A 21,975-nucleotide genomic window follows, 5' to 3' on the forward strand; every position below is an offset into this window, starting at 1 on the left:
CTGTGGAGATTTGAACTCCAGTCCAAAACTAGCTCAAAACCAGCGTCTACATGCTTAGTAGGCTGCTTAAATTCATTTTTGCCAAGTGCAGCTTACGACTTTAGCAAAAACTAAGGCTTTTATTTTATTTAAAGTCTAGCCAAAACTTTAAACTAGCTTGAATGATGACCCGCTAATGCTATTACAAGCTTTAAGCATCGCAGGGCTCAACTGAACTTACGCAGCGTAAGCGTAAGCAGGAGCTAATTCTTTTTTGTTTGCGTTTAATTTTAATTTAGCGTTTAACGTAGCAACACGGCATGCAGCTAATCCCTTACTAATCCTGTCGAAACCTAGTCAGCCCCAAGAAAAATAAAGTTGTGATTATATCAAATTAACATTATTTTTCAAGGTCTATTTTCACTTAAAGGCCCTAAAGCATTCGTAATTAAATCTAATTTTTTCCTAATTTCTAATTGTTCTTTACTTAATTTTAAATGCTCTATTTCTAAATTTATATTTTTTTCTTCAATATTTTCAGGCTCTATTACAAATTTAGATAATTCTAATTCGCCTAAATGCCTAGATATATTAAAATCTTGCTCTTTATTAAACTCATTAGCCTTATTTTCTAAATCAATACTACTTTGAAAATCTGGCTCTATTACAAATTTAGATAATTCTAATTCGCCTAAATGCCTAGATATATTAAAATCTTGCTCTTTATTAAACTCATTAGGTTTAGTTTCTAATGAAGTTTTTTTTTATCTAGCTCTGCATTGATTATTTTTGCATTTTTAGTTTTAAAAAACGCACTACATTTAGCTAAAACATTTTTAATATTATCTCTTAAAATAACCTTTTCTTTCTCATTATAAGGCGGCATTACATGTAATTCTAAAGTATCATTTTCTATTTTAATTTTTACTAATGATTCAAATAAAATATTTTGAAGTTCAGGTTCGTATTGCTCTAAAATATCATCTGGTATTTCATAAATATTATCTTCGTCTTCAAAAGCCATATTAGAATCTAAAAAATCATCACTTTGATACTCGGGATATTTAATCTCTTCTTCATAAGTATTGTAATTATTTTGAAATTCCTGTTTTAAATTCTTATTTGAATTATTTTCAAAATTAGTATTATTTATTTTAGGATAATTACTTTCTTCTTTTATTGCTTCATTTTTTACATTTTGTTTCGTTAAATCACTAATTAAAACTAATTTTGCATCATTAAAGATACTAGCAAATACATTCTTTACAACGCTTGTGTAATATTGTTTAAAATACTGCTTATCTTCTTCATTTTTAGGGTTGATTTTAATACAAAACTCACTACCATCAAAACTTACAAAAGAAGCACATTCTTTAAATATTTCTCCTAATTTATAATCTCTTTTAGCAATCATAGTTACAAAATTTAAGTAATCTTGCTCGTTTTTATTTATATTTTCTACTTTTAAATCTTCATCTATGCTTTTTAATTTTGTAGCGTCTTTTAACATAAATGCTAAAATGTATAAAATAAATTCATCATCATCGCTAATCTTTGTCATATTTTTAGCCTTTGCTAAAATATGAAAAAATCTATCGTATAAAATTAAAGAAAAATTTGGATTTTTATTAGCAAAACTATCTTTTAAAAAAGAACTCATCTCATCAATTACCACACTTGCTTCATAAGATTTAGCAAGTTCTAAAAACCTAAAAATACCATTATCATTTGAGCTTAAAACATCAGCAAAAAATTGCTTTATAATATTTGGCTCTATTAAGCCTAGCATTAAAGCTATGCTTTCTTTATTAAGTTTTCTTTGAGAATAAATTATGCCTTGCTCTAATAAAGTAAGACTATCTCTTAAAGACCCGCCACCGCTTCTAGCAATAAGAGTTAAAGCTTCTTTTTCATAAGGAATTTGCTCATTTGCTAATATAAATTCCATTCTACTTACAATATCTTGTAAAGGAATTTTTTTAAATCTAAAATGTAAAACCCTGCTTAAAATAGTAGCTGGTAATTTATGCACATCGGTTGTTGCTAAAATAAATTTAACATGACTAGGTGGTTCTTCAAGTGTTTTTAAAAGCGCATTGAAGGCTTCACGAGTAAGCATATGTACTTCATCAATTATAAAAATCTTAAATCTTGAATGAAGTGGTGCATATTTTGTATTTTCTATTAAATCTTGAATACTATCAATACCACGATTACTAGCCGCATCAAGCTCATAAATATCTATTCCATCATTACTAACGCAACTAGCACACATTCCGCAAGGTTTTGAGCTAATCCCACGCTCACAATTTAGTGCTTTTGCTAATATCCTAGCAGAGCTAGTCTTTCCACTCCCGCGAAGACCAGAAAAAAGATAAGCATTAGCTATGTTTTTACTATCTAGTGCATATTTTAAACTCTTACTAACAGCACTTTGTCCTACTAAATCATCGTAATTTTTTGGACGATATTTAAGTGATAAATTTTGCATATTATTCATTTAATCCTGACAATAATTCTTCATTATTTTGAGTTTTTAGCATTTTTGCATATAAAAATTTAAGCGCTTCTACATCTTCCATAGAATTCATAGCTGAACGAATTGCCCAAATCTTAGGTAAGTTAATTGGCCCTTGTAATAATTCTTCTTTTCTCGTTCCACTCTTTGTAATATTTATAGCTGGATATATTCTTCTATCTGAAATATTTCTATCAAGAACGATTTCACTATTTCCTGTTCCTTTAAATTCTTCAAAAATCACATCATCCATTCTTGAACCCGTATCAATTAAAGCAGTTGCAACGATTGTTAAGCTTCCACCATGCTCAATATTTCTAGCAGCTCCAAAAAATCTTTTTGGCTTATGAAGTGCATTTGCATCAACACCACCACTTAAAACCTTACCACTACTAGGAGTTGCAGTATTATAAGCACGAGCAAGTCTTGTGATGCTATCAAGTAAGATTATTACATCTTTACCCATTTCTACTAAACGCTTAGCTTTTTCAATCACAAGTTCAGCCACACGCACATGATTTAATGCAGGTTGATCAAATGTAGAGCTAAAAACTTCACCTTTTACACATCTTTGCATATCAGTTACTTCTTCAGGTCGCTCATCAATTAAAAGCACTATTAGTTGGCTTTCAGGATGATTTTTAGCAATTGCAGTTGCTAATTCTTTCATTAATTCAGTTTTTCCTGTTCTAGGTGGTGCTACTATTAATCCACGCTGACCTTTTCCAATAGGTGTGAATAAATCAAGCACCCTACCCGTTAGCTTTAAAGGGTCGTATTCAAGTTGTAATTTTTCTGTTGGAAAAATTGGAGTTAAGTTATCAAATAAAGCTCTTTTTTTAGCTTCTGCTAAAGGTAAATAATTAATCGCTTCAATTTTCAAAAGTGCATAATATTTTTCTTGTTCTCTTGGCTCTCTTACTTGACCTGTTACGATATCACCCACTCTTAAAGCAAATTTTTTAATCTGTGAATTACTAACATAAGCATCGTTTGCACTATCACTTAAATTCGCATCCATAGCTCTTAAAAAGCCGTAACCTTCTTGGTTAATCTCTAAAATACCTGTAAAGAGTATAAAACCACCTTTTTTTGTTTGAGCTTTTAATATTTCAAACATTAACTCTTGTCTTCTAAATTCCATCGGATTTTCAACACCAGCTTCGTTTGCGATTTCTATTAGTTTTTCAAGAGTTAGTAGTTTTAATTCTTCTATTTTATATCCATCTACTGGAATATGCTTTTTTTGATTTTTTTTATCTTGCTTTTGTTCTGTTTGTATATCTTTATCCATTGATTTCCTTATTTGTAAAAAACGAAGTATTAAAAATTATTTTATAAATTAAAAATAAAATTGTCAATAAAATTAAAGGAAATTATCTTGAAGTGCTCTCATTGTAAAATAGATTTTGATAAAAATAGTATGATTTTTCAAGGCAATAACGCATTTTGCTGTAATGGTTGTAAAAATGTTTTTAATCTCATAAATGAAAATAATTTAGAAGATTTTTACAAAAATGCTTCAAATTTATCTAAAATTAATGAGCAAATTTCTTATGATGAGAACTCTTTTTTCATAGAAAAAGAAAATAATTATGAAAAAATTTTAATTTTAATAGATAATTTACATTGCGCAGCTTGTGTATGGCTTATTGAAAAAATGCTGCTTAAAAATGAAGGTGTATTAGAAATTAATATAAATTATCAAACAAAAAGAGCAAGTATAGAATATAATCCTAATAAAACTAAAGCAAAAGATATATTAAATATAATAATATCTCTAGGCTATATCCCACTAGCTTACAATCCAAATACAACAATGAAAGCTAAAAGAACTCATATTGAGTTTTATTCAAAACTAATTGTAGCAATTGCTTGTGTTATGAATATTATGTGGCTTAGTATCGCAAGATATGCTGGGTATTTTTCTAGTATGGAGCAAAGCGTTCAAGATATTATTAATTTTGCTGAATTTGTTTTATGCACTCCTGTGCTTTTTTATAGTGCTTCATCTATGTTTAAGAGCGCAATTTCTGCTTTAAAAAATAAGATTTTAAATATGGATTGTCTAGTTACATTTGGGGCTAGTTTAGTTTATATTTATAGTATTTATGCTATGTTTGCAAGACTTTCTTATGTGTATTTTGATAGCGTAGCTATGATAATTTGCTTTGTTTTTATAGGTAGATTTTTAGAACAATTATCATATAAACAAGCTTTAGAAAATATTGATTTTTTAAGTGATTTATTAAACGCTAGTATAAATATTGTTAAAAATGACAAAATAGAAAAAATAAGCGTTAATAAAATAAAAAAAGATGATGTAATTAGAGTATTTTTAGGGGATAAAATCTTAATAGATGGCACTTGCAAAAGCTTACAAGCTAGATTAAATCTAAGTGCTATTACAGGTGAGAGCGAATTAGTTGATATTAAGCAAGGAGATTTTATAAAAAGTGCTAGCGTGGTTGAATGTGCTAGTTTTGATTACATAGCAAATTGCACTTTTCAAGATAGCTATATTAATAAACTTGCAAAATTACTAAATAAAACCAAAAAATCAAACCTAGAAAAACTAACTGATAAAATTGGTGTTTATTTTTGTTATGCGATTTTTAGCATTGCGTTTTTGTGCTTTTTATATAATATGAGCGATATTCAAGAAGCAATTATTAGAAGCGTTAGTTTATTAATTATTGCTTGTCCTTGCGCTCTTGCACTTAGCGCTCCTGTTGGAAATCTTTTGTGCTTACACGAAGCTTTAAAGCTTAAAGTATTATTTAAAAACTCAAATTATATTGAAAATCTTAGTAAAATTGACATAGCTGTATTTGATAAAACTGGGGTTTTAACAAAATCAAAATTAGAATTATTAAGCCAAATAAATCTAAATGATTATGAAAAAAGTATTTTAAAGGCAATTTTAGATAAAAATAATCACTTCATAGCAAGTTCGCTAAATGAATATATAAAAGATACTAAGCCTAGTTTAAAAGACTTTAAACTCACGCAATTAAGCGGCTTAGGAGTGATTGCAGAATTTGAAAATGATAAATACTATCTAGGCTCTGCAAAATTATTAAATAATCATAATATTAATGCAAATTCTAAAAACGAAACTGAAATGTTTTTTGCTAAAAATGATGAGATTTTAGAGCATTTTGTATTTTCTAATCAATTAAATGATGATGCTTTAGAGCTAATAAATTATTTTAAAAAGCAAAATATAAAAGTAATAATGCTATCAGGAGATAAGCAAAAGCCTTGCGAAAAAATAGCAAAAGAACTACAAATTGATGATTTATATAGTGAATGCTTACCCGAAGATAAGCTTAAAATAATTCAAAACCTTAGTAAAAATAATAAAGTCTTAATGGTAGGTGATGGCATAAATGACGCACTAGCTTTAAAATTAGCATTAGTATCAATTAGCTTTAAAAACGCTACTAATTTAGCCCTTAATTCAAGTGATATAATTATGCTTGATAATAAATTAATAGGCATTAAAAACTCTCATTTATTAGCAAAAAGAACTTATAGACTAATAAAAACAAACCTAGCATTAAGCTTTTTATACAATATAATTAGCATTCCATTAGCTTTTATGGGGCTTATAAATCCATTAATTGCTAGCATTTTTATGTCGCTTAGCTCAATTTGTGTGATACTTAATTCTATAAGAATTAAAAATTATGCTAAAAAAATAAAGAATTTAAAATAAGATTTAAATTCTTTTAATTTTTCTTACCTTCATCAATAAAAATTGAGCGTATTGCGTCTGTTTTATCATCTTCTTTTTGCCTTTTAGCCCAGCTCATAATAAGCTCGTCTTTTGCTCTTGTAAGTGCTACATAAAATAATCTTCGCTCTTCATCAATGCCCCCAGCACTTTTGCTAAGTTTTAGATTTGGAAATCTACCTTGCGCTAAGTCAATCAAATAAACAATTTCAAATTCTAAACCTTTACTAGCATGAACGGTTAAAAGCTGAACTCCTTTAGTATTTTCATAATCAATATTTAAAATAGTTTTTTCATAAAATTCTTTAAAAGTATTATAGTTTTTCGCATCGTCTAAAATATATTTACAATTATTTTTAATATTTTCTAGCTTTTGCTCTTTTATTTCATTTACGATTTTTGCACCTTTAAAAGAACGCTTAGCTGCAAGATTATTGATAATCAAGCTAAAAATCTTAGATGAATAAGCATTATTTAATAAAACACTAGGATTATCAATATTTTCATTTTCTTTTAAGAATTTATAAAGTTCTTCAAGAAAGGTTACGTTATCAAATTTTAACTCTTTTAACAATAAAACAGGATTATTTTTAAACTCGGTTGCTAAAAAGCTAAACTCACTTTGCTTAGCTTGATTTTGAGTGCTTGCAAACAGACCAAAAGCCTCATCGCTTTTAGCTAAAAAATCGTAATTATCTTTTTTAATAGGTCTTAAAATACCTTCTAATAAAGAACCATTTCCTAATTCTAAAAATGCTTTATAAATAATATTTACCTTAGCATTTCCAACACCTTTACTCTCTAATAAAATTCCTAAAAAGCTTAAAATATCACTATTTTTATTAGTTAAATTAGCTAGATTTATAAGAGTATTTATTTCTTTTAATTCATAAAAACTACTGCCACCTTTTCTAGCTATTTTAATGCCCTTTTGCTTTAGGCTTCTTTCCATTAAATCACCACTTGAATTATTGCGATAAATCACTGCAATATCAGCTCTATTATTTACTTCAAGTTTGCTTAAAATATCATTGGCAATGAATTCATATTGTTCATTGGCTAGATTAAAACTATGTAATTTAATAGGTTTTGTAGCTTCTTTTCTAGTTACGATTAGCTCTTTTGGATATAGCCTTTCATTTTTTGTAATAACCCTATTTGCAAATTCTAAAATATTACTAACGCTTCTATAGTTTTTATTGAGTGAATAAATTTTAGCATTTTTATATCTGTCTTTAAAACTTCCAATTATTTCTATATTTGCCCCATTAAACGCATAAATGCTTTGGTCATAATCTCCTACACAAAAAAGAGATTTTTTAGGGATTGCGTCTAAAATCGCACTTTGAAGATTATTTGTATCTTGATATTCATCTACTAAAACTTCATAAAAAGGCTCATTTTTATAATCATTTGTGAAAAAATCCTTAGCATTTAGCAATAAATCATCAAAATCATAATAATTATGAGCTTTTTTTTGCTCTTCGTATTCGCTTAAAACTTTGCAATAAAAATTAATATTATCGCCTTGCTCTTCATAATTAGCCTTTAAATATCCACGAAAATCATCAACTAAATTAGTATTATTAAACCTTGAATAAATATCGGCTAAATATGAATAATCAAACAAATCATCTTTATTAGGAGAATATTTTTCGTAAATACTTTTTAGCAAGGCTCTTAATTCACTATTTCGCTTAAGCTGAATATTTTTATGCTTTTTAAGATATTCAAGACTAATTGCGTGAAATGTCCCACTTACAATGCCTTTTATCTTGCTTGAGCCGAGTTTTTTTTCAAGTCTTGCTATCATTTCACGAGCGGCTTTGTTTGTAAATGTAAGTAGCATAATGCTATTTGCTTTAGCACCATCATTTAATAATTTTTCTATCCTTGCAACTATTGTGCTTGTCTTTCCTGTTCCTGCACTTGCTATTATCAAATTACTACCTAAACTAGTATTAACCGCCGCAAATTGTTCATCATTTAATCTATTCAATTATGTTTCCTTTATAAACTAAATACCAAGAAAGTGCTTGAGCCATTCTCAAATACCCCCCCCCGCTAGTTATTTTTCCATTTTCAAATTCTATTTCAAAACCATATTTATTAGTAGCTAAAATTTCCTTTTTTTCTAACGAAAAACAAGGACTTCCGAAACTAAAATATTCATAACCTTTAGGGGCGATTAGGTTTATAATACTAGCACTTATATCAAGATGATTTGTTATCTTACAAGTTGGATAAATCTTAGTCTTTGGATAATACATTATAACAGGAACTAAGTGAGTGGTAAGCAAATCATTACTATCATCTATATTAAATCTTCCATAATGATCACCCGTGATTACAAAAAGACTATCTGGTTCATTTTGTGCTGTTTTTTCTATCCAATTTATTAAGGTTTTTTGATACCAATAAATGGTAGCTAGTTCGTTTTTATACTTTGTGCTTAGTTTTTCTATCTTATCAAATGGGATAGCAAAATCATTTTTTTGCATAAATGCTAAATCATAAGTTGGGTGATTTGTAGTTGTCATAATTATATTAAAATCAAATTCTTTGCTGTTTTTACCAGCATAAGCAAATAAAAAATCATCATAAGCACCCCAATAATTTTGATTAGGATAATTAAGATTTTCAAAATTTTCTTTAAATATATGCTCTTTATCATAGTTTTTATTAATTTGTAACTTATTAGTAAAGTCAAATAATCCAGCCCAATTTCTAGCTCCACCAAAATAAAAATTAACTTCATAACCTATATTCTTAAATTGATTAATTAAATTAGTCTTAGGGGCTATAATATTATTAAATTTAGTAAAATTATCATCAGCATTATAATACACACCTAAAAATTGAGTTTGCAAACTTTCAGCAGTATTATTTGCATTATGAATTGCTGGTATATAGGTAGCTTTATGTTTAACAAAAGTATGAATATCACTAAATAAATCACTAAATTTATCTTGCATTATCCAATCAGATAAACTCTCACTTATTACATAATAAATCTTTTTTGGTTTTATTGTATTTTCATCTAATTTAGTTTGTTTTATATAATCATATATGTTTATTTTGTTATCTTGAGTGTGAAAAAATTCTTTAGCAGCACTTAACTCATCTCCCACATTAAAATAAGCGAAATCTATATTTTTTAATTTTTTATAATCTTTCAATGCCCCACCAAAACCTTTTAAATGTCCAAAAGTACTTGCTTGAAGGGCAGCATTATCGTAAGCTTTTGTAACATTAAAAAGACTTTTTGCTTTAAATGAAAATTGCTGATTAATACTAAGCATCATAGAAAACGCAAACACTATAAATAGTGCTAACGAATACTTAAAACTAATTTTTAAATTCTTTTTTAAAATTTTTTCGTGAATATAATTTAAAATAAATAAGGTTATAAAAAATATAAAAATAGCAGGAATTATTCCATAATTTTCCCCTAAAGCTGTTTTTATAAGCGTATTTATTTCTTCATTTTTAAATAAAAATAAATTTAAATCAATATTTTTTTGATATATATTGAAAAATACTACAAAAGTTAATTCAGCAATCAATATTAAAATACAAGCGATATTAAAAATAACTCTTGATAAAACCCTACCTAGTGTTGAAATAATACAATAAACACTTGCTATATATCCACAATATTGCATATCAAATCTAATACCTTGAAATATAGAAGTAAAAAAATCACTCAAAGTAAAATCATAATGTGACAATAAAAATCCAAATCTAAATAATAAACAAAGAATTACAAAAATAAAATAAGTTAAAAATGAGCGGACAACTACATTCATTTAAACACCTTTCATATTTAAAAGCCAAAAAGTCTAGCAAAATAACCTAAAAATAAGCAAAAATTAATAAAATGGCAAAAAACACTAATTTAAGGATTATTTATGAGCGATTTTTACAATCCAAAAGAAATTGAAAAAGACTATTATGAATTTTGCAAACAAAAAGGCTATTTTGAAATAGATGGAAATAAAAACATTCAAGAAAATGGCAAAAACTTTGCAATTATGATGCCACCGCCAAATGTTACAGGTGTTTTACATATAGGACACGCACTTACTTTTACACTTCAAGACATTATTACAAGATATAAAAGAATGGATGGCTTTAAGGTGCTTTATCAACCTGGACTTGATCACGCAGGCATTGCTACTCAAAATGTAGTTGAAAAGCAACTTTTAGCAAAAGGGATTAAAAAAGAAGAGTTAGGGCGTGAAAAATTCATAGAAAAAGTATGGGAATGGAAAGAGCAAAGCGGTGGAGCTATAGTTAAGCAAATGCAAGCACTAGGCATTACTCCTGCCTTTTCAAGACTTCGTTTTACTATGGATGAAGGGCTTCAAAATGCTGTTAAAAAAGCTTTTGTGGACCTTTATAATAAAGGCTTAATAGAGCAAAATAACAGAATGATAAACTGGTGCACAAAAGATGGAGCATTAAGTGATATTGAGGTTGAATATGAAGAAAATAAAGGCAAACTTTATCATATAAGATATTTTTTAAATGATAAGGATTATTTAGTAGTTGCAACTACTAGACCTGAGACTTATTTTGGTGATACTGCTGTAATGATAAATCCAGAAGATGAAAGATATAAGCACTTAGTCGGTAAAGAAGTTACGCTGCCTATTATAAATCGTAAAATAAAAATCATAGCTGATAGCCATGTTGATATGAGCTTTGGAACAGGAATTGTAAAAGTAACACCAGCTCATGATAATAATGACTATGAAGTAGGACTTAGACATAATTTAGAGTTTTTAACTATTTTTGATGAAAATGGAGTTTTAAACGAGCATTGTGCTGAGTTTAAAGGACTTGAAAGACTTGAGGCTAGAAAAATAGTAGTTGATAAACTAAACGAATTGGGCTTTATTGAAAAAATTGAAGATTATGTAAATCAAGTTGGACATTGTTATCGTTGTAAAAATATCGTTGAGCCGTATATTTCTAAACAATGGTTTGTAAAAACTGATATCGCAACAAAAGTTATAGAAAAGGTAAATAATGGTGATGCTAAGTTTTATCCAGCTCATTGGATAAATAGCTTTAATGCTTGGCTAAGAGAATTACGCCCTTGGTGTATCAGCAGACAACTTTGGTGGGGACATCAAATTCCTGTTTATTATTGTGATGAGTGCGAACATATTCATGTAAGTGAAAGCAAGGTAGAAAAATGCGAAAAATGTGGCTGTGATAGTATCACTCAAGATAAAGATGTACTTGATACTTGGTTTAGCTCGGGACTTTGGGCATTTTCAACTCTAGGTTATAACAATGGCGATTTTGGTAAAGGCACTTTATGGAATGAAAGCGATATAAAAGACTTTTATCCAAATTCGCTTTTAATTACAGGCTTTGATATATTATTTTTCTGGGTATGCAGAATGTTATTTCAAAGTGAAAATGAGCTAGGCGAAATCCCATTTAAAGACATTTATCTTCACGCACTTGTAAAAGATGAAAACGGACAAAAAATGAGTAAGAGTAAAGGCAATGTAATTGACCCACTTGATAGCATTGATAAATATAGTGCTGACATACTACGCTTTACTTTAGCACTTTTAGCCGTTCAAGGAAGAGATATTAGAATGAGTGAAGATAGAATGATTTTAGTTCGTAACTTCACAAATAAGCTTTATAATGCGGTAAATTTCTTACTACTTAAAGGTAAGGATTATAAAATACTAGGTAGCTATAAAACAACACTAGGTATTTATATAAACGCAGAATTTCAAAAATGCGTAAATGAAACTCGCAAAAACTTAGATGAATATAGATTTAATGATGCTGCTATGAATATTTATAAGTTTTTATGGGATGAGTTTTGTGATTATGGAATTGAGTTTAGCAAGGCTGATGAGAGTAGTATAGATGAGCTTGCGAGCGTATTTTTAAACGCTATGAAATTACTTAGTCCATTTATGCCATTTATTAGTGATTATTTATATCATAAATTAGGCAGCACAAGTATTTTTGAAAATGGCTCAATTATGGTAGAAAAGTATCCTAAAATAAATGAGATTTCAACCACTGAAGAGCAAATTATCAAAAACTACGAGCTTTGCAAAGAAGCGATTAATAGCCTAAGAAGTATCAAAAAAACAGCAAATATTACTGATAAAAACGCTCCGGCACAAATTATAAGCGAACATAAATTTGATGAATATTATCTAAAACTAATAGCAAAATTAGCTAAAGTAGGAGAATTAAGCCAAGATGAAAATCCTAAAGAAAGCTTTAGCGTAAATGTTAGCACGAACTTAAAAACCGCTATTTTTGTAGATAGCAAAGCACTTGATGAAATGAAAGCTAAGTTAGAAAATAGATATAAAAAAGTTCTAGCAGAATACGAAAAGCTAAACAAAATGCTAAGCAATGAAAAATTCGTAGCTAACGCACCAGCACAAGTTGTAGAACAAAACAAAATTGCTATGCAAAAAGCTGAAAACGAATTAAATGAAATAAAAGCTGAATTAAATAACATAGGATAAATTATGAATGAATATATCTTAAAAATCACTTGCCCTGATAAAAAAGGGCTTGTGGCTATTATCTCAAATGAGATTTATAAGGCGGGATTTAATATAGAAAGCAATAATGAATTTGTAAATAGCGATACAAATTCTTTTTATTTTCTAGCGATTTTAAGCTCAAGTGAGAGTGTAAAAGATGATTTTATAAATAATTTAAAACAGATTTTAACAGACGCACAAATCACATTTAGCCCAAAAAGAAAGAAAAACATAATAATCCTAGCATCAAAAGAACTTCATTGTTTAGGAGATTTGCTACTTGCAAACTATGAAGATGAATTAAATGCGAATATCTTAAAAGTTATGGCAAATCACGATTTAAGCGATTTTGTGAAGAGATTTGATATAGATTTTAGCCTAATTGATACTAGCAAAGATAAAGAACTTTACGAGCAAGATATAATTCAAGAGATTAAAAAGTACAATGTTGATTATATAGTATTAGCAAAATATATGCGGATTTTAAGCCCAAATTTTGTAAATACTTTTAAAGATAAAATCATCAATATTCATCATTCTTTTTTACCTGCATTTATCGGTGCAAATCCATATCTACAAGCTTATGAGCGTGGAGTTAAAATCATAGGAGCAAGTGCGCATTTTGTAACGGATAATTTAGATGAAGGACCTATCATTTTTCAAGACATAGTTAGAGTAAATCACACTTATAATTCAAAAGATTTAAGAAAAGCAGGTAAAAAAATAGAAACTCTAGTGCTAAGAAATGCCCTTGAAAAAGTGTTTGATGATAAAGTATTTATTGCAGGTAATAAAACAATTATATTTTAAAAAAATTTGAAAATACAATTAGGGTTTAAGTTTTTAAGCCTTAATTTTATTAAACTCCTTAGCTTATTAAACAAATATAATAATTTGTGATTAGTTTTAAAATTATGCTAATTTTTACGATTTTAAATTCTTTTAATCTAAACTTTTTTATCATATAAATTCTCACCATTTTTATAAGCTAAAAATATAGCTAATAAATCTCTTTCATCTTTAATATTTTGAATATTAATTTTACTAAGTATTTCTTCCATACTTTCACGAGTGCTTGTGCCTTTTACTTCTATTGGTTTAAACTCATCTTTTTTAAGCTCTTCGCTAGTTTCTTCTATATTATCTTTTAGATTTTCTTGCTTAAGCTCGTTTATACGCTTTAAGTATTTTTTCTTAAATTCATCTACACTAATATCACTTGCAAAAAGTTCTTTAATCTCATAATCATAATTAGCAGTGTAATCGTTATTTAAGGCATTTTCTTTTAAAAATGACTTAATATCCTTTGCCTCATCATCGTTTTGAAAAAGCTTAGAAATAAACATCTCAGGATGAAGCCTAGCATAACCAAAATCTCGCATATAAACATAAAATATAGAAATATCACTAATATTTGTCGATGCATTATTGTTACTTATATTATTGTTTTCTTGACTATCATTTTTACCTTTAAATAAAGCGATATTACTTAATTCTTTTAAGTATTTATTCTCTTCTTCTGGTGTTTTTGCTTTTTGATAATCTTTATAAGCGTCATTCCAATTTCTTAGATTTAAATCATTAAAATTAATTTTCATTTTTTACTCTTTTGATAAAAATTAAGATTTTTAAATTCTTTTATTTTAAACCCTTTTATCATATAAATTCTCGCCATTTTTATAGGCTAAAAATATAGCTAATAAATCTCTTTCATCTTTGATATTTTGAATATCCATTTTACTAAGTATTTCTTCCATACTCTCACGAGTGCTAGAGCCTTTTACTTCTATGGCTTCGAATGGTTTTTCTTTAGTTTGTTCTTCTTTTTCTTCTTGTTTAATTTCTTCTTTAGATTGTGATATTTTTAAATCTTCATCTGTATTAGAAAAAATACTTTTCATTAATTTATTTTTTTCTTCATTACTTATGCTATCTGAAGTTAATTTATCTAAATTTTTAAAAAGTTTATTTAGAGTTTTTACTAATTCTTCTGGATCAATGTCTGGAGTATTTTCCCATTCTATTTTTCTTTGTTCTACAATATCAGGGTCTAATGCTCCAAACACACAATAACCTGCCTTTTCTCCAAGATTTAAATTTCTATCATTAAAAGGATTATAAGTCGGATCGTTTTCTAACTTTTCTTGAGCTAGTTTAAGATATTCTAAACTAGCCTTTCCATCTTCATAATAAGGTTTATTAACTTTGCTTTGATTATTCATATAAGTATTTGAAAAATTATTTACTCCATTAACCATCATAACAAATCCCTATACTTTCATATCAAATAAACTTATATTTTTTTGGCTGTATTGTAAAGCCACTTGCAAAAACTCTTCAAATGTTTCATAACTATCTATATCTTTAGGAGCTTTTAGATTTTTACCACTTAGCATTTCATATAATAATTTTTGATATCGCTTCATAATACTTTCAAATTCTTTACCATCAAACCCATCTATATTTTGTAATTTTAATGAGCTAAGTTCTTTTGGCAAAGCTCCATAATTTAACCTATCCATAGGAGTAAATCTATCCTCTCCTATTTGCTTAGCATAATCAGTTCGCTCACCTTCTACCAAAAAATAATTACTACTAAGAGCTGCAATTAGTAAGCCACCTTTTGTATATTCGCTGTTTTCTGTTTTATAATGTTCTTCATGTGGATTCCAGCAAACTGAAGCAGAGTTTCTAAGCCATTTAGCGTAAATATTATCATCTCGTGTTTCATAATAATTAAAAACATTACCATCTGCACCAAAAATGGTTGATAATGAGTATGTGTCTTTGTGCTTTGAAAAAACATTAGAAAACTCTTTAGATTTAAAATAATTATTAAATTTGTCATCATTATCAAATATTTGAGTAACTTCTAAGGTGCTTTTTCTCATTTCATATAAATGTGGGGTGTTTGACAAAGTATCTTTAGAAAAACTATCGTTTGAGTTTAAAAATTCATCTCCTACAACTTGTCTTACAACATTATAAGCATTACCAACGCTTTTTGCTATATCAATTGATTTACAAATTTTATAAAGTGATATTGCATTTTCATTATGTTCTACTAAAGATTTTAAACTATCGCTATGTATTTTAAAATCTTCAGCAATTCCTGCGGCTTTGTTAAAATCACTTGTAAAAAAGCCATCTTTATCAACTCCGTATCCTAAAACAACTCCTACCTTTTTATCATCTGCTTTATTATCTACTTTTTTAATCTCGTTATTTGTTTCTTTTTTGCTTATATTAGTTATTTGATATGTTGAATAAGAATTTATTTTCATAATTATTCCTTTATTTTAAACTCTTTTATCATATAAATTCTCACTATCTTTATATGCCATTAAAATAGCTAATAAATCTCTTTCATTTTTGATATTTTGAATATCAAGTTTGCTTAAAATATCTTCCATACTTTCACGAGTGCTTGTGCCTTTTACTTCTATGGGTTTTCTTTTTATATTCTCATCTTTTTCGGAATTTTCTTGTAAATATTTCTCTCCAAAATGTTTTTCATAACCATTTTGCTCTTTGTATAAATCAACTTCTATTTGTAAAGCCAAATAACCGATTTTAAATTCATCTAAATCATCAAGAGCAAATAAATCCATAAGCCTATCCATAAAGCCACCACTCCCACAAAAAACATCTCCTAGCTTTATATTGCCTTGAGAAAATCTGCTTAGATAAAACTCAGGCACGCTAGTATCTCCAAAATTTGTATCATTAGTAGCAAATCTAACGCCCACAATCTCGTTTTGCTTTAAAAACTCTAAAAGTTTTAAATCGTTTTTAATAAATACTTGATTATAAATATTATTAGCTTTTGTATTTATTTGTAAAGCGTCTAGCTTAGAAAGAGCCTTTTTGTCATCGTTTTCGTTGAAAAATGCAGGGTGTAAAGAATTAATAACCTTTACCATATCTTCAGCGCCAACTTTTTTACCCGTTTCTATCCAATCTTCTCGCTCTTTTTTATTCATTCCATAAAAAAGCATACCTTCCATAAACTCGCTTTCAAGCATAGCGTGAAGCTCTGGAAGCTTAGATTTATTTACACCCAAAAGTATTCTTTGCGTATTATTTGGCTCATAAGTTCCACATTCATCTTGTGGAACATCTTTTAATAAATTCATAACTTGCTCTTTTATATTATCTTTAGGAGTTTGAGTGGTTGGAATTTGATTTTTAATATTTGTTTGATAATTTATATAATTGTTATTTGTTATTTGCATTTTAAACCCCCGTTATTTTTCTATATCGGTAGGTTTAAAAAAATATTAATAGATATTTAATTTATATCTGAACTCTTTTATAAAATTTTTAGCTTTAATTCTTATTTATATAAAATATTAATCTTTATTCATTTTAACAATTTTATAAATTTTCTTTATTTTAAACTCTTTTATCATATAAATTCTTGCTATCTTTATACGCCATTAAAATAGCTAATAAATCTCTTTCATCTTTGATATTTTGAATATCAAGTTTGCTTAAAATATCTTCCATACTTTCACGAGTGCTTGTGCCTTTTACTTCTATGGCTTCGAATGGTTTTTTATCTTCAGTTTTGTCTTTTTTATCTTCAGCTTTTTCATCATTTTCATTTATGCTAGATATTTCATCACTTGGTTTTGTATTTTCACTATTTTGGATACTTTCATGCTCTTTGCCTTGCTTTATCTCATCAATTCTTGCTAGATACCTTTGCTTGAACTCATCTTCGCTAATATTTCTTGCATTAAATAGCTTTGCTATTATTACATCTTGATCCCATTTATAATCTCCTAAGCTATCAGAATGCTCCTTTAAAAAATCTTTTAAATCTTTTTGTACATCTTGATTTGCTTCAGGACTAAAGGCTCTTTCATAAATTGTATTCGTATACATATCGCCATATAAAGCATCTTGATGTTCAAGTAACATATAAATAACCATACTTTGAATTTTTGCTTCATTACTATTAGTTGGGTAATTAAAATCCAAGCTATCGTGAGTATCGGGGTAAAACATTTTAATAAAATCATCATATCTTTTTGCATTTTCTTTATTTTCAAGTCTTCCTTGAGCTAATGCTTGATTATTATTTGGCTTTTGTAATGGTAAGTTATAATTATTTGAACTAATTTTCATATTTTACCCCTTTAAAATAATTTAATAATTAGTAAATATATTAATTAAATATAACTAAATATAACTTTAAAAAGATTAAGTAGCAAAACTTAATTTAAACTAACGATTAAAAAAAATTAGATAAATTCAGCAAAAAATTATCTAAAAGAGTTTTATTATGAGTTTTATGGAAATTGTTATTATTTTAATAGTTGCTGTTTTGGTTTTAGGACCTGAAAAACTACCTGGCACTATAGTTGAAATCGCAAAATTATTAAAGGCTGTTAAAAAACAAATTAACGAAGCTAAATCAAGTATAGAAAACGAAATCAATATTAGCGAATTAAAAGATGAAGCTAGAAAATATAAAGAAGAAATCACAAAAGCAAATGATAGTATCAGAAAAAAACTAAGCTTTGAAGAATTTGATGAGATTAAAAATACTTTAAGTGATTTTGAAAAAGACGCACAAAATGCTTTAAATAGCACTATTGATAGTGTAAAAAACACAGAAAACTCAAATCAAAATTCAAATTCTACAGAAGAAAAAAATATAAATACAGAAGAAAAGCAACTTAGCAAAAGAGAACAATTTTTAAAAGAAAAGAGCGAAAATGTTTGAAGAATTAAAACCACATTTAGTTGAACTTAGAAAAAGATTATTTATTAGTGTAGTTGCTTTGATTTTAGCTTTTTTTGTATGTTTTGTATTTTGGAAACCAATACTGCATTTTATTTGTGTTCCACTTATGAATGTATTGCCTGAAGGCTCTGAAATTATATTTTATAAACCACAAGAGAATTTCTTCACTGCTATGCAAGTGTCTTTATTTGCAGCATTTCTTGTAGCATTGCCTATAATTTTGTGGCAAGCTTGGAAATTTGTTGAACCAGGTTTATATGAAAATGAAAAAAGATTTGTAGTGCCTTTTGTATTTAGTGCTACTATTATGTTTTTAATTGGTGCGGCGTTTTGTTATTATTTAGTAGTTCCTATTGCTTTTGATTTTTTAATCAATTTTAGCGGTGGAGAATATAAGGCTATGCCTTCAATTTCTGAATATGTGAGCTTTTTTACAAAATTAGTAATTGCATTTGGATTAGGATATGAATTACCTGTTGCTATATTTTTCTTAGCAAAAATTGGTCTTGTAACTGAAAAAACTCTTATTAGAAATTTTAGAGTTGCTATATTAGTTATTTTTATATTTGCAGCAATTATGACCCCGCCTGATGTATTTTCGCAATTTTTAATGGCAATTCCTTTAATTGGGCTTTATGCTATTTCAATTTATATTGCTAAAGTAGTAAATCCAGCTGACCCTGATATAGATAGCGAAGATGATGAAAAAGAATTATTAGAAGATAAAAATGCTTGATAATTTACTAAGTTCTTATGATTATGATTTGCCAGAAGAATTAATAGCAAAATACCCTGCAAATCCTGCTGATAGTGCAAAACTATTAGTGTATGAAAAAAATAGTGGAAAAATTACTCATAGTGTATTTTATGAATTAGCTAATTTTTTGCCTGAATGTGCTTTGATTTTTAATGATACTAAAGTATTTAAAGCTAGATTTTATGGCAATAAAATTAGTGGTGCAAAATGTGAATTATTTATAAATAAAATTCTAGCAAATGATGAGTTTTTAGTGCAAATTAGGGGTAAAGTTAAAGAAGATGATATTTTAATTTTTCAAGATAATTTAAACGCAAAAATATTAAAGCTAAACGCAGATGGCACCAGAATTGTGAAATTTTGCAAAAACAATGAAGTTTTAAAAACCGATGAAGTTTTAACAATTAGCGAAAAAATCGGACATATTCCACTACCACCATATCTTAAAAGAATGGATAATTTAGATGATGAGATAAATTATCAAAGTGTGTTTGCTAAAAATATTGGAGCTGTTGCAGCACCTACTGCGTCATTGCATTTTACGAATAGAGTTTTAGATAGTCTAAAAGATAAAAAAAGCGCTTATATTACTTTACATGTTGGTGCAGGAACTTTTGCTAGTGTAGAATGTGAAAACATACAAGAACATAAAATGCATAGCGAATACTTTAATCTAAGCGATGAAGCAATAAAATTAATTAATAGTGATATACCTATTTTAGGGGTTGGCACAACTGCTACAAGAACAATAGAGTATTATGCAAGGACAAAAAAAAGTAGTGGTGAATGTGATTTATTTTTAAACCCATCTAATAGGCCAATTAGACAAAATTATTTATTAACAAATTTTCATTTGCCAAAATCAACTTTAATTATGTTAGTAGCTAGTTTTATAGGTAGGCAAAATACTTTAAAACTTTATGAAGAAGCTATTAAAAATAAATATAAATTTTACTCATACGGCGATGCAATGCTTATTATTTGAAAGGAAAATATGAAAAAATTATTATTAATTTTAATCTCAACCTATCTATTTGCAGATTCTAAAATAGATTTTTCTGATAAAGATACAATACTTTTATTTGTAGTTTTAGGTGGCTTAATAGTTTTATTATTAGCTTATATTTACAAGCTAAAAATGAAATTAAAAACTAAAAAAGTAAAAATGTTTAGTGTTAGCGATGAAGCAGAATTTGAAAGTGAAAGTTTTGAAAAATCATCTTTATATTTTGATTTACAAGAAGTATTTTTGTATTTTTTCAAAACGCTAAATTACGAAGCTAGTGTTAAAAATAATATATTTTTAGTTAGACAAGATATGTTATATCTAAACGATAACAATGAAAAATGTATGCCAAATAGGTATTTTTATGGAGATTATACAAATATTATCAATGCTATTTGGGCTGCTGCTGATTTAATTAATCAAAATGTAGAAAATGAAACCATATTTATTGATATTGGAATTATTAATAATATGCAAAATAGAACTCTTTTATGTGTTGATATTGGAGTTTGTGGTGTTGTTGATGATAAAAAAACTGAATTATTTAAAAGCTTTACTAATCCTAAAAAACTATCTATTTCAGAACAATTACATAAATTTAGTGGATATATGAAAAAAATTGATAGTTCTAGTTATGCCTTTAAGGATACAAATGAAAGAATTAATCACGCAATCTGTCTTAGTATCCCAATACTAATCAATGATAAAGAAAATAATTTACCAGATGTAACTCCAAAAGATAGATTAAGTGTTTTAATAGTTCATAACAATATTGACATATCAAAAACAATCACTGCAAATCTTGAAAGCTATGAAATAAACTGCATTCAAAACCAATCAAGTAATGGTCTTTTAGAAAAAATTGAAGATGGGGTAAATTGCGCTTATAGAGCTGTTTTATTAGACGCAAATCTAATTAATACTTTTAATGAATATGATTTAAATCGTTTAGTAAAAGCACAAGATGAATATTGCTTTAAATTAATTCTTATACTAAATAATCATAAAATAACACCTAATATTGAAAAGATTATTCAAGAAGTAGATTTCCTACCATTACCATATACAATTGATAATATTCGCTCAATTGTAAATATCATAAAAACTCAACAAGAAAAATTATTAAGCTAATTTATTAATTAGCTTAATTTTATAGTTTTAATTAATTTAGCTGGAACCCCTGCTACTATTTGAAATTCTTCAACATCTTTAGTAACCACCGCACCAGCTGCTATTATTGAGCCTTTTTTAATTTTTACTCCGCTAAGTATTGTGGCATTTGAACCAATCCAAACATTATCTTCTATTGTTATTGGCTTTAATACCATATCAGAGCGTTTAAATGGATTGATATCGTGATTTATAGTAGCTAATACTACATTATGCCCTATTAAAACATTATTTCCAATATAAATTCCACCTTGGTCTTGAAATTTACAACCGCTATTTATAAATACATTTTTGCCTACTGAAATATTTTTACCGCAATCCGTATTAAAAGGTGGAAATAAAGTAAAACTTTCATCTACTTCTTTACCAATTAATTGAGAAAATAATTTATTTAATTCTTCTGGTTCATTATAAGTATTGTTAATTTTAAAAGTTATTTTCATAGCTTCTTTAGCTTGTTTAAGCATAAGTTTATGCTCAATAGAATTTGCTTTTACATACTTAATCAT

The 21,975-nt window shown here is 27.4% G+C and carries 16 protein-coding genes, 1 other RNA gene and 1 pseudogene; 7 read left to right on the forward strand and 11 right to left on the reverse strand.

What is annotated here, in order from left to right:
* The 3 genes and pseudogenes from ssrA to rho all read right to left on the reverse strand — a co-directional run.
* Nucleotides 1-344: a transfer-messenger RNA gene (gene ssrA, locus AVBRAN9331_RS04590) on the reverse strand; the annotation flags it as partial.
* A gap of 1,127 nt (nt 345-1,471) precedes the next feature.
* Nucleotides 1,472-2,479, reverse strand: a pseudogene (dnaX, locus tag AVBRAN9331_RS09865) (DNA polymerase III subunit gamma/tau); the annotation flags it as partial.
* Nucleotides 2,472-3,791: a transcription termination factor Rho gene (gene rho, locus AVBRAN9331_RS04600; protein WP_214118675.1), complete on the reverse strand. Its 1,320-nt coding sequence runs from the start codon at nt 3,789-3,791 to the stop codon at nt 2,472-2,474. The gene rho and the pseudogene dnaX, both read right to left, overlap by 8 nt.
* Before the next feature lie 87 nt (nt 3,792-3,878).
* Here rho and AVBRAN9331_RS04605 point away from each other — a divergent pair, with 87 nt between their 5' ends.
* On the forward strand, nt 3,879-6,218 hold the full coding sequence (locus AVBRAN9331_RS04605; protein WP_336612498.1) for a heavy metal translocating P-type ATPase: 2,340 nt from the start codon (nt 3,879-3,881) through the stop codon (nt 6,216-6,218).
* A 13-nt stretch (nt 6,219-6,231) separates the two neighbouring features.
* On the opposite strand, the gene AVBRAN9331_RS04610 is transcribed toward AVBRAN9331_RS04605, so the two are convergent.
* Nucleotides 6,232-8,235: an ATP-dependent helicase gene (locus AVBRAN9331_RS04610; RefSeq protein WP_336612499.1), complete on the reverse strand. Its 2,004-nt coding sequence runs from the start codon at nt 8,233-8,235 to the stop codon at nt 6,232-6,234.
* Nucleotides 8,228-10,045, reverse strand: a complete 1,818-nt coding sequence (locus tag AVBRAN9331_RS04615; RefSeq protein WP_336612500.1) for an LTA synthase family protein — start codon at nt 10,043-10,045, stop codon at nt 8,228-8,230. The genes AVBRAN9331_RS04610 and AVBRAN9331_RS04615 overlap by 8 nt, the downstream gene beginning before the upstream one ends.
* Nucleotides 10,046-10,147: 102 nt before the next feature.
* Here AVBRAN9331_RS04615 and AVBRAN9331_RS04620 point away from each other — a divergent pair, with 102 nt between their 5' ends.
* Together AVBRAN9331_RS04620 and purU are read left to right on the forward strand one after the other, a co-directional pair.
* Nucleotides 10,148-12,757 carry a valine--tRNA ligase gene (locus AVBRAN9331_RS04620; RefSeq protein ID WP_336612501.1) on the forward strand — a complete coding sequence of 870 codons (2,610 nt, stop codon included), beginning with the start codon at nt 10,148-10,150 and terminating at the stop codon, nt 12,755-12,757.
* A 3-nt stretch (nt 12,758-12,760) separates the two neighbouring features.
* A complete protein-coding gene (gene purU / locus AVBRAN9331_RS04625; RefSeq protein ID WP_214118690.1) occupies nt 12,761-13,588 on the forward strand; it encodes a formyltetrahydrofolate deformylase in 828 nt (275 codons plus the stop codon).
* Between the two features lie 137 nt (nt 13,589-13,725).
* Here purU and AVBRAN9331_RS04630 read toward each other — a convergent pair whose 3' ends face one another.
* The 5 genes from AVBRAN9331_RS04630 to AVBRAN9331_RS04650 all read right to left on the reverse strand — a co-directional run bounded on the left by AVBRAN9331_RS04630 (nt 13,726) and on the right by AVBRAN9331_RS04650 (nt 17,911).
* Nucleotides 13,726-14,376 (reverse strand): hypothetical protein, encoded by a 651-nt coding sequence (locus tag AVBRAN9331_RS04630; RefSeq protein WP_214150499.1) that lies wholly within the window; start codon nt 14,374-14,376, stop codon nt 13,726-13,728.
* A 45-nt stretch (nt 14,377-14,421) separates the two neighbouring features.
* Nucleotides 14,422-15,039 (reverse strand): hypothetical protein, encoded by a 618-nt coding sequence (locus tag AVBRAN9331_RS04635; RefSeq protein ID WP_336612502.1) that lies wholly within the window; start codon nt 15,037-15,039, stop codon nt 14,422-14,424.
* Between the two features lie 9 nt (nt 15,040-15,048).
* Nucleotides 15,049-16,062 carry a Cj0814 family flagellar-dependent secreted protein gene (locus AVBRAN9331_RS04640; RefSeq protein ID WP_336612503.1) on the reverse strand — a complete coding sequence of 338 codons (1,014 nt, stop codon included), beginning with the start codon at nt 16,060-16,062 and terminating at the stop codon, nt 15,049-15,051.
* Nucleotides 16,063-16,077: 15 nt separating this feature from the next.
* Complete coding sequence (locus tag AVBRAN9331_RS04645; protein WP_336612504.1) at nt 16,078-17,013, reverse strand: hypothetical protein; 936 nt, start codon at nt 17,011-17,013, stop codon at nt 16,078-16,080.
* Nucleotides 17,014-17,173: 160 nt separating this feature from the next.
* Nucleotides 17,174-17,911 carry a hypothetical protein gene (locus AVBRAN9331_RS04650; protein ID WP_336612505.1) on the reverse strand — a complete coding sequence of 246 codons (738 nt, stop codon included), beginning with the start codon at nt 17,909-17,911 and terminating at the stop codon, nt 17,174-17,176.
* A 157-nt stretch (nt 17,912-18,068) separates the two neighbouring features.
* Here AVBRAN9331_RS04650 and tatB point away from each other — a divergent pair, with 157 nt between their 5' ends.
* Genes tatB through AVBRAN9331_RS04670 form a run of 4 tightly spaced genes read left to right on the forward strand, consistent with a single transcriptional unit; the run spans nt 18,069 to nt 21,427 of the window.
* Nucleotides 18,069-18,512: a Sec-independent protein translocase protein TatB gene (gene tatB / locus AVBRAN9331_RS04655; RefSeq protein ID WP_214118044.1), complete on the forward strand. Its 444-nt coding sequence runs from the start codon at nt 18,069-18,071 to the stop codon at nt 18,510-18,512.
* Complete coding sequence (tatC, locus tag AVBRAN9331_RS04660; protein ID WP_214118042.1) at nt 18,505-19,269, forward strand: twin-arginine translocase subunit TatC; 765 nt, start codon at nt 18,505-18,507, stop codon at nt 19,267-19,269. Before tatB ends, tatC begins: the two co-directional genes overlap by 8 nt.
* Complete coding sequence (gene queA, locus AVBRAN9331_RS04665; RefSeq protein WP_214118039.1) at nt 19,262-20,275, forward strand: tRNA preQ1(34) S-adenosylmethionine ribosyltransferase-isomerase QueA; 1,014 nt, start codon at nt 19,262-19,264, stop codon at nt 20,273-20,275. Before tatC ends, queA begins: the two co-directional genes overlap by 8 nt.
* A 9-nt stretch (nt 20,276-20,284) precedes the next feature.
* On the forward strand, nt 20,285-21,427 hold the full coding sequence (locus tag AVBRAN9331_RS04670) for a hypothetical protein (RefSeq protein ID WP_336612506.1): 1,143 nt from the start codon (nt 20,285-20,287) through the stop codon (nt 21,425-21,427).
* Between the two features lie 8 nt (nt 21,428-21,435).
* On the opposite strand, the gene AVBRAN9331_RS04675 is transcribed toward AVBRAN9331_RS04670, so the two are convergent.
* A complete protein-coding gene (locus tag AVBRAN9331_RS04675; RefSeq protein WP_214118035.1) occupies nt 21,436-21,975 on the reverse strand; it encodes a DapH/DapD/GlmU-related protein in 540 nt (179 codons plus the stop codon).

It is taken from the genome of Campylobacter sp. RM9331 (assembly GCF_020137685.1).
Classification (GTDB): domain Bacteria; phylum Campylobacterota; class Campylobacteria; order Campylobacterales; family Campylobacteraceae; genus Campylobacter_E.

Coding starts and splice junctions, on each gene's coding strand:
- rho (WP_214118675.1), bottom strand. CDS start 3,791: ATGGATAAAGATATACAAACAGAACAAAAGCAAGATAAAAAAAATCAA.
- AVBRAN9331_RS04615 (WP_336612500.1), bottom strand. CDS start 10,045: ATGAATGTAGTTGTCCGCTCATTTTTAACTTATTTTATTTTTGTAATT.
- AVBRAN9331_RS04620 (WP_336612501.1), top strand. CDS start 10,148: ATGAGCGATTTTTACAATCCAAAAGAAATTGAAAAAGACTATTATGAA.
- purU (WP_214118690.1), top strand. CDS start 12,761: ATGAATGAATATATCTTAAAAATCACTTGCCCTGATAAAAAAGGGCTT.
- AVBRAN9331_RS04630 (WP_214150499.1), bottom strand. CDS start 14,376: ATGAAAATTAATTTTAATGATTTAAATCTAAGAAATTGGAATGACGCT.
- AVBRAN9331_RS04635 (WP_336612502.1), bottom strand. CDS start 15,039: ATGATGGTTAATGGAGTAAATAATTTTTCAAATACTTATATGAATAAT.
- AVBRAN9331_RS04640 (WP_336612503.1), bottom strand. CDS start 16,062: ATGAAAATAAATTCTTATTCAACATATCAAATAACTAATATAAGCAAA.
- AVBRAN9331_RS04645 (WP_336612504.1), bottom strand. CDS start 17,013: ATGCAAATAACAAATAACAATTATATAAATTATCAAACAAATATTAAA.
- AVBRAN9331_RS04650 (WP_336612505.1), bottom strand. CDS start 17,911: ATGAAAATTAGTTCAAATAATTATAACTTACCATTACAAAAGCCAAAT.
- tatB (WP_214118044.1), top strand. CDS start 18,069: ATGAGTTTTATGGAAATTGTTATTATTTTAATAGTTGCTGTTTTGGTT.
- tatC (WP_214118042.1), top strand. CDS start 18,505: ATGTTTGAAGAATTAAAACCACATTTAGTTGAACTTAGAAAAAGATTA.
- queA (WP_214118039.1), top strand. CDS start 19,262: ATGCTTGATAATTTACTAAGTTCTTATGATTATGATTTGCCAGAAGAA.
- AVBRAN9331_RS04670 (WP_336612506.1), top strand. CDS start 20,285: ATGAAAAAATTATTATTAATTTTAATCTCAACCTATCTATTTGCAGAT.
- AVBRAN9331_RS04675 (WP_214118035.1), bottom strand. CDS start 21,975: ATGATTAAGTATGTAAAAGCAAATTCTATTGAGCATAAACTTATGCTT.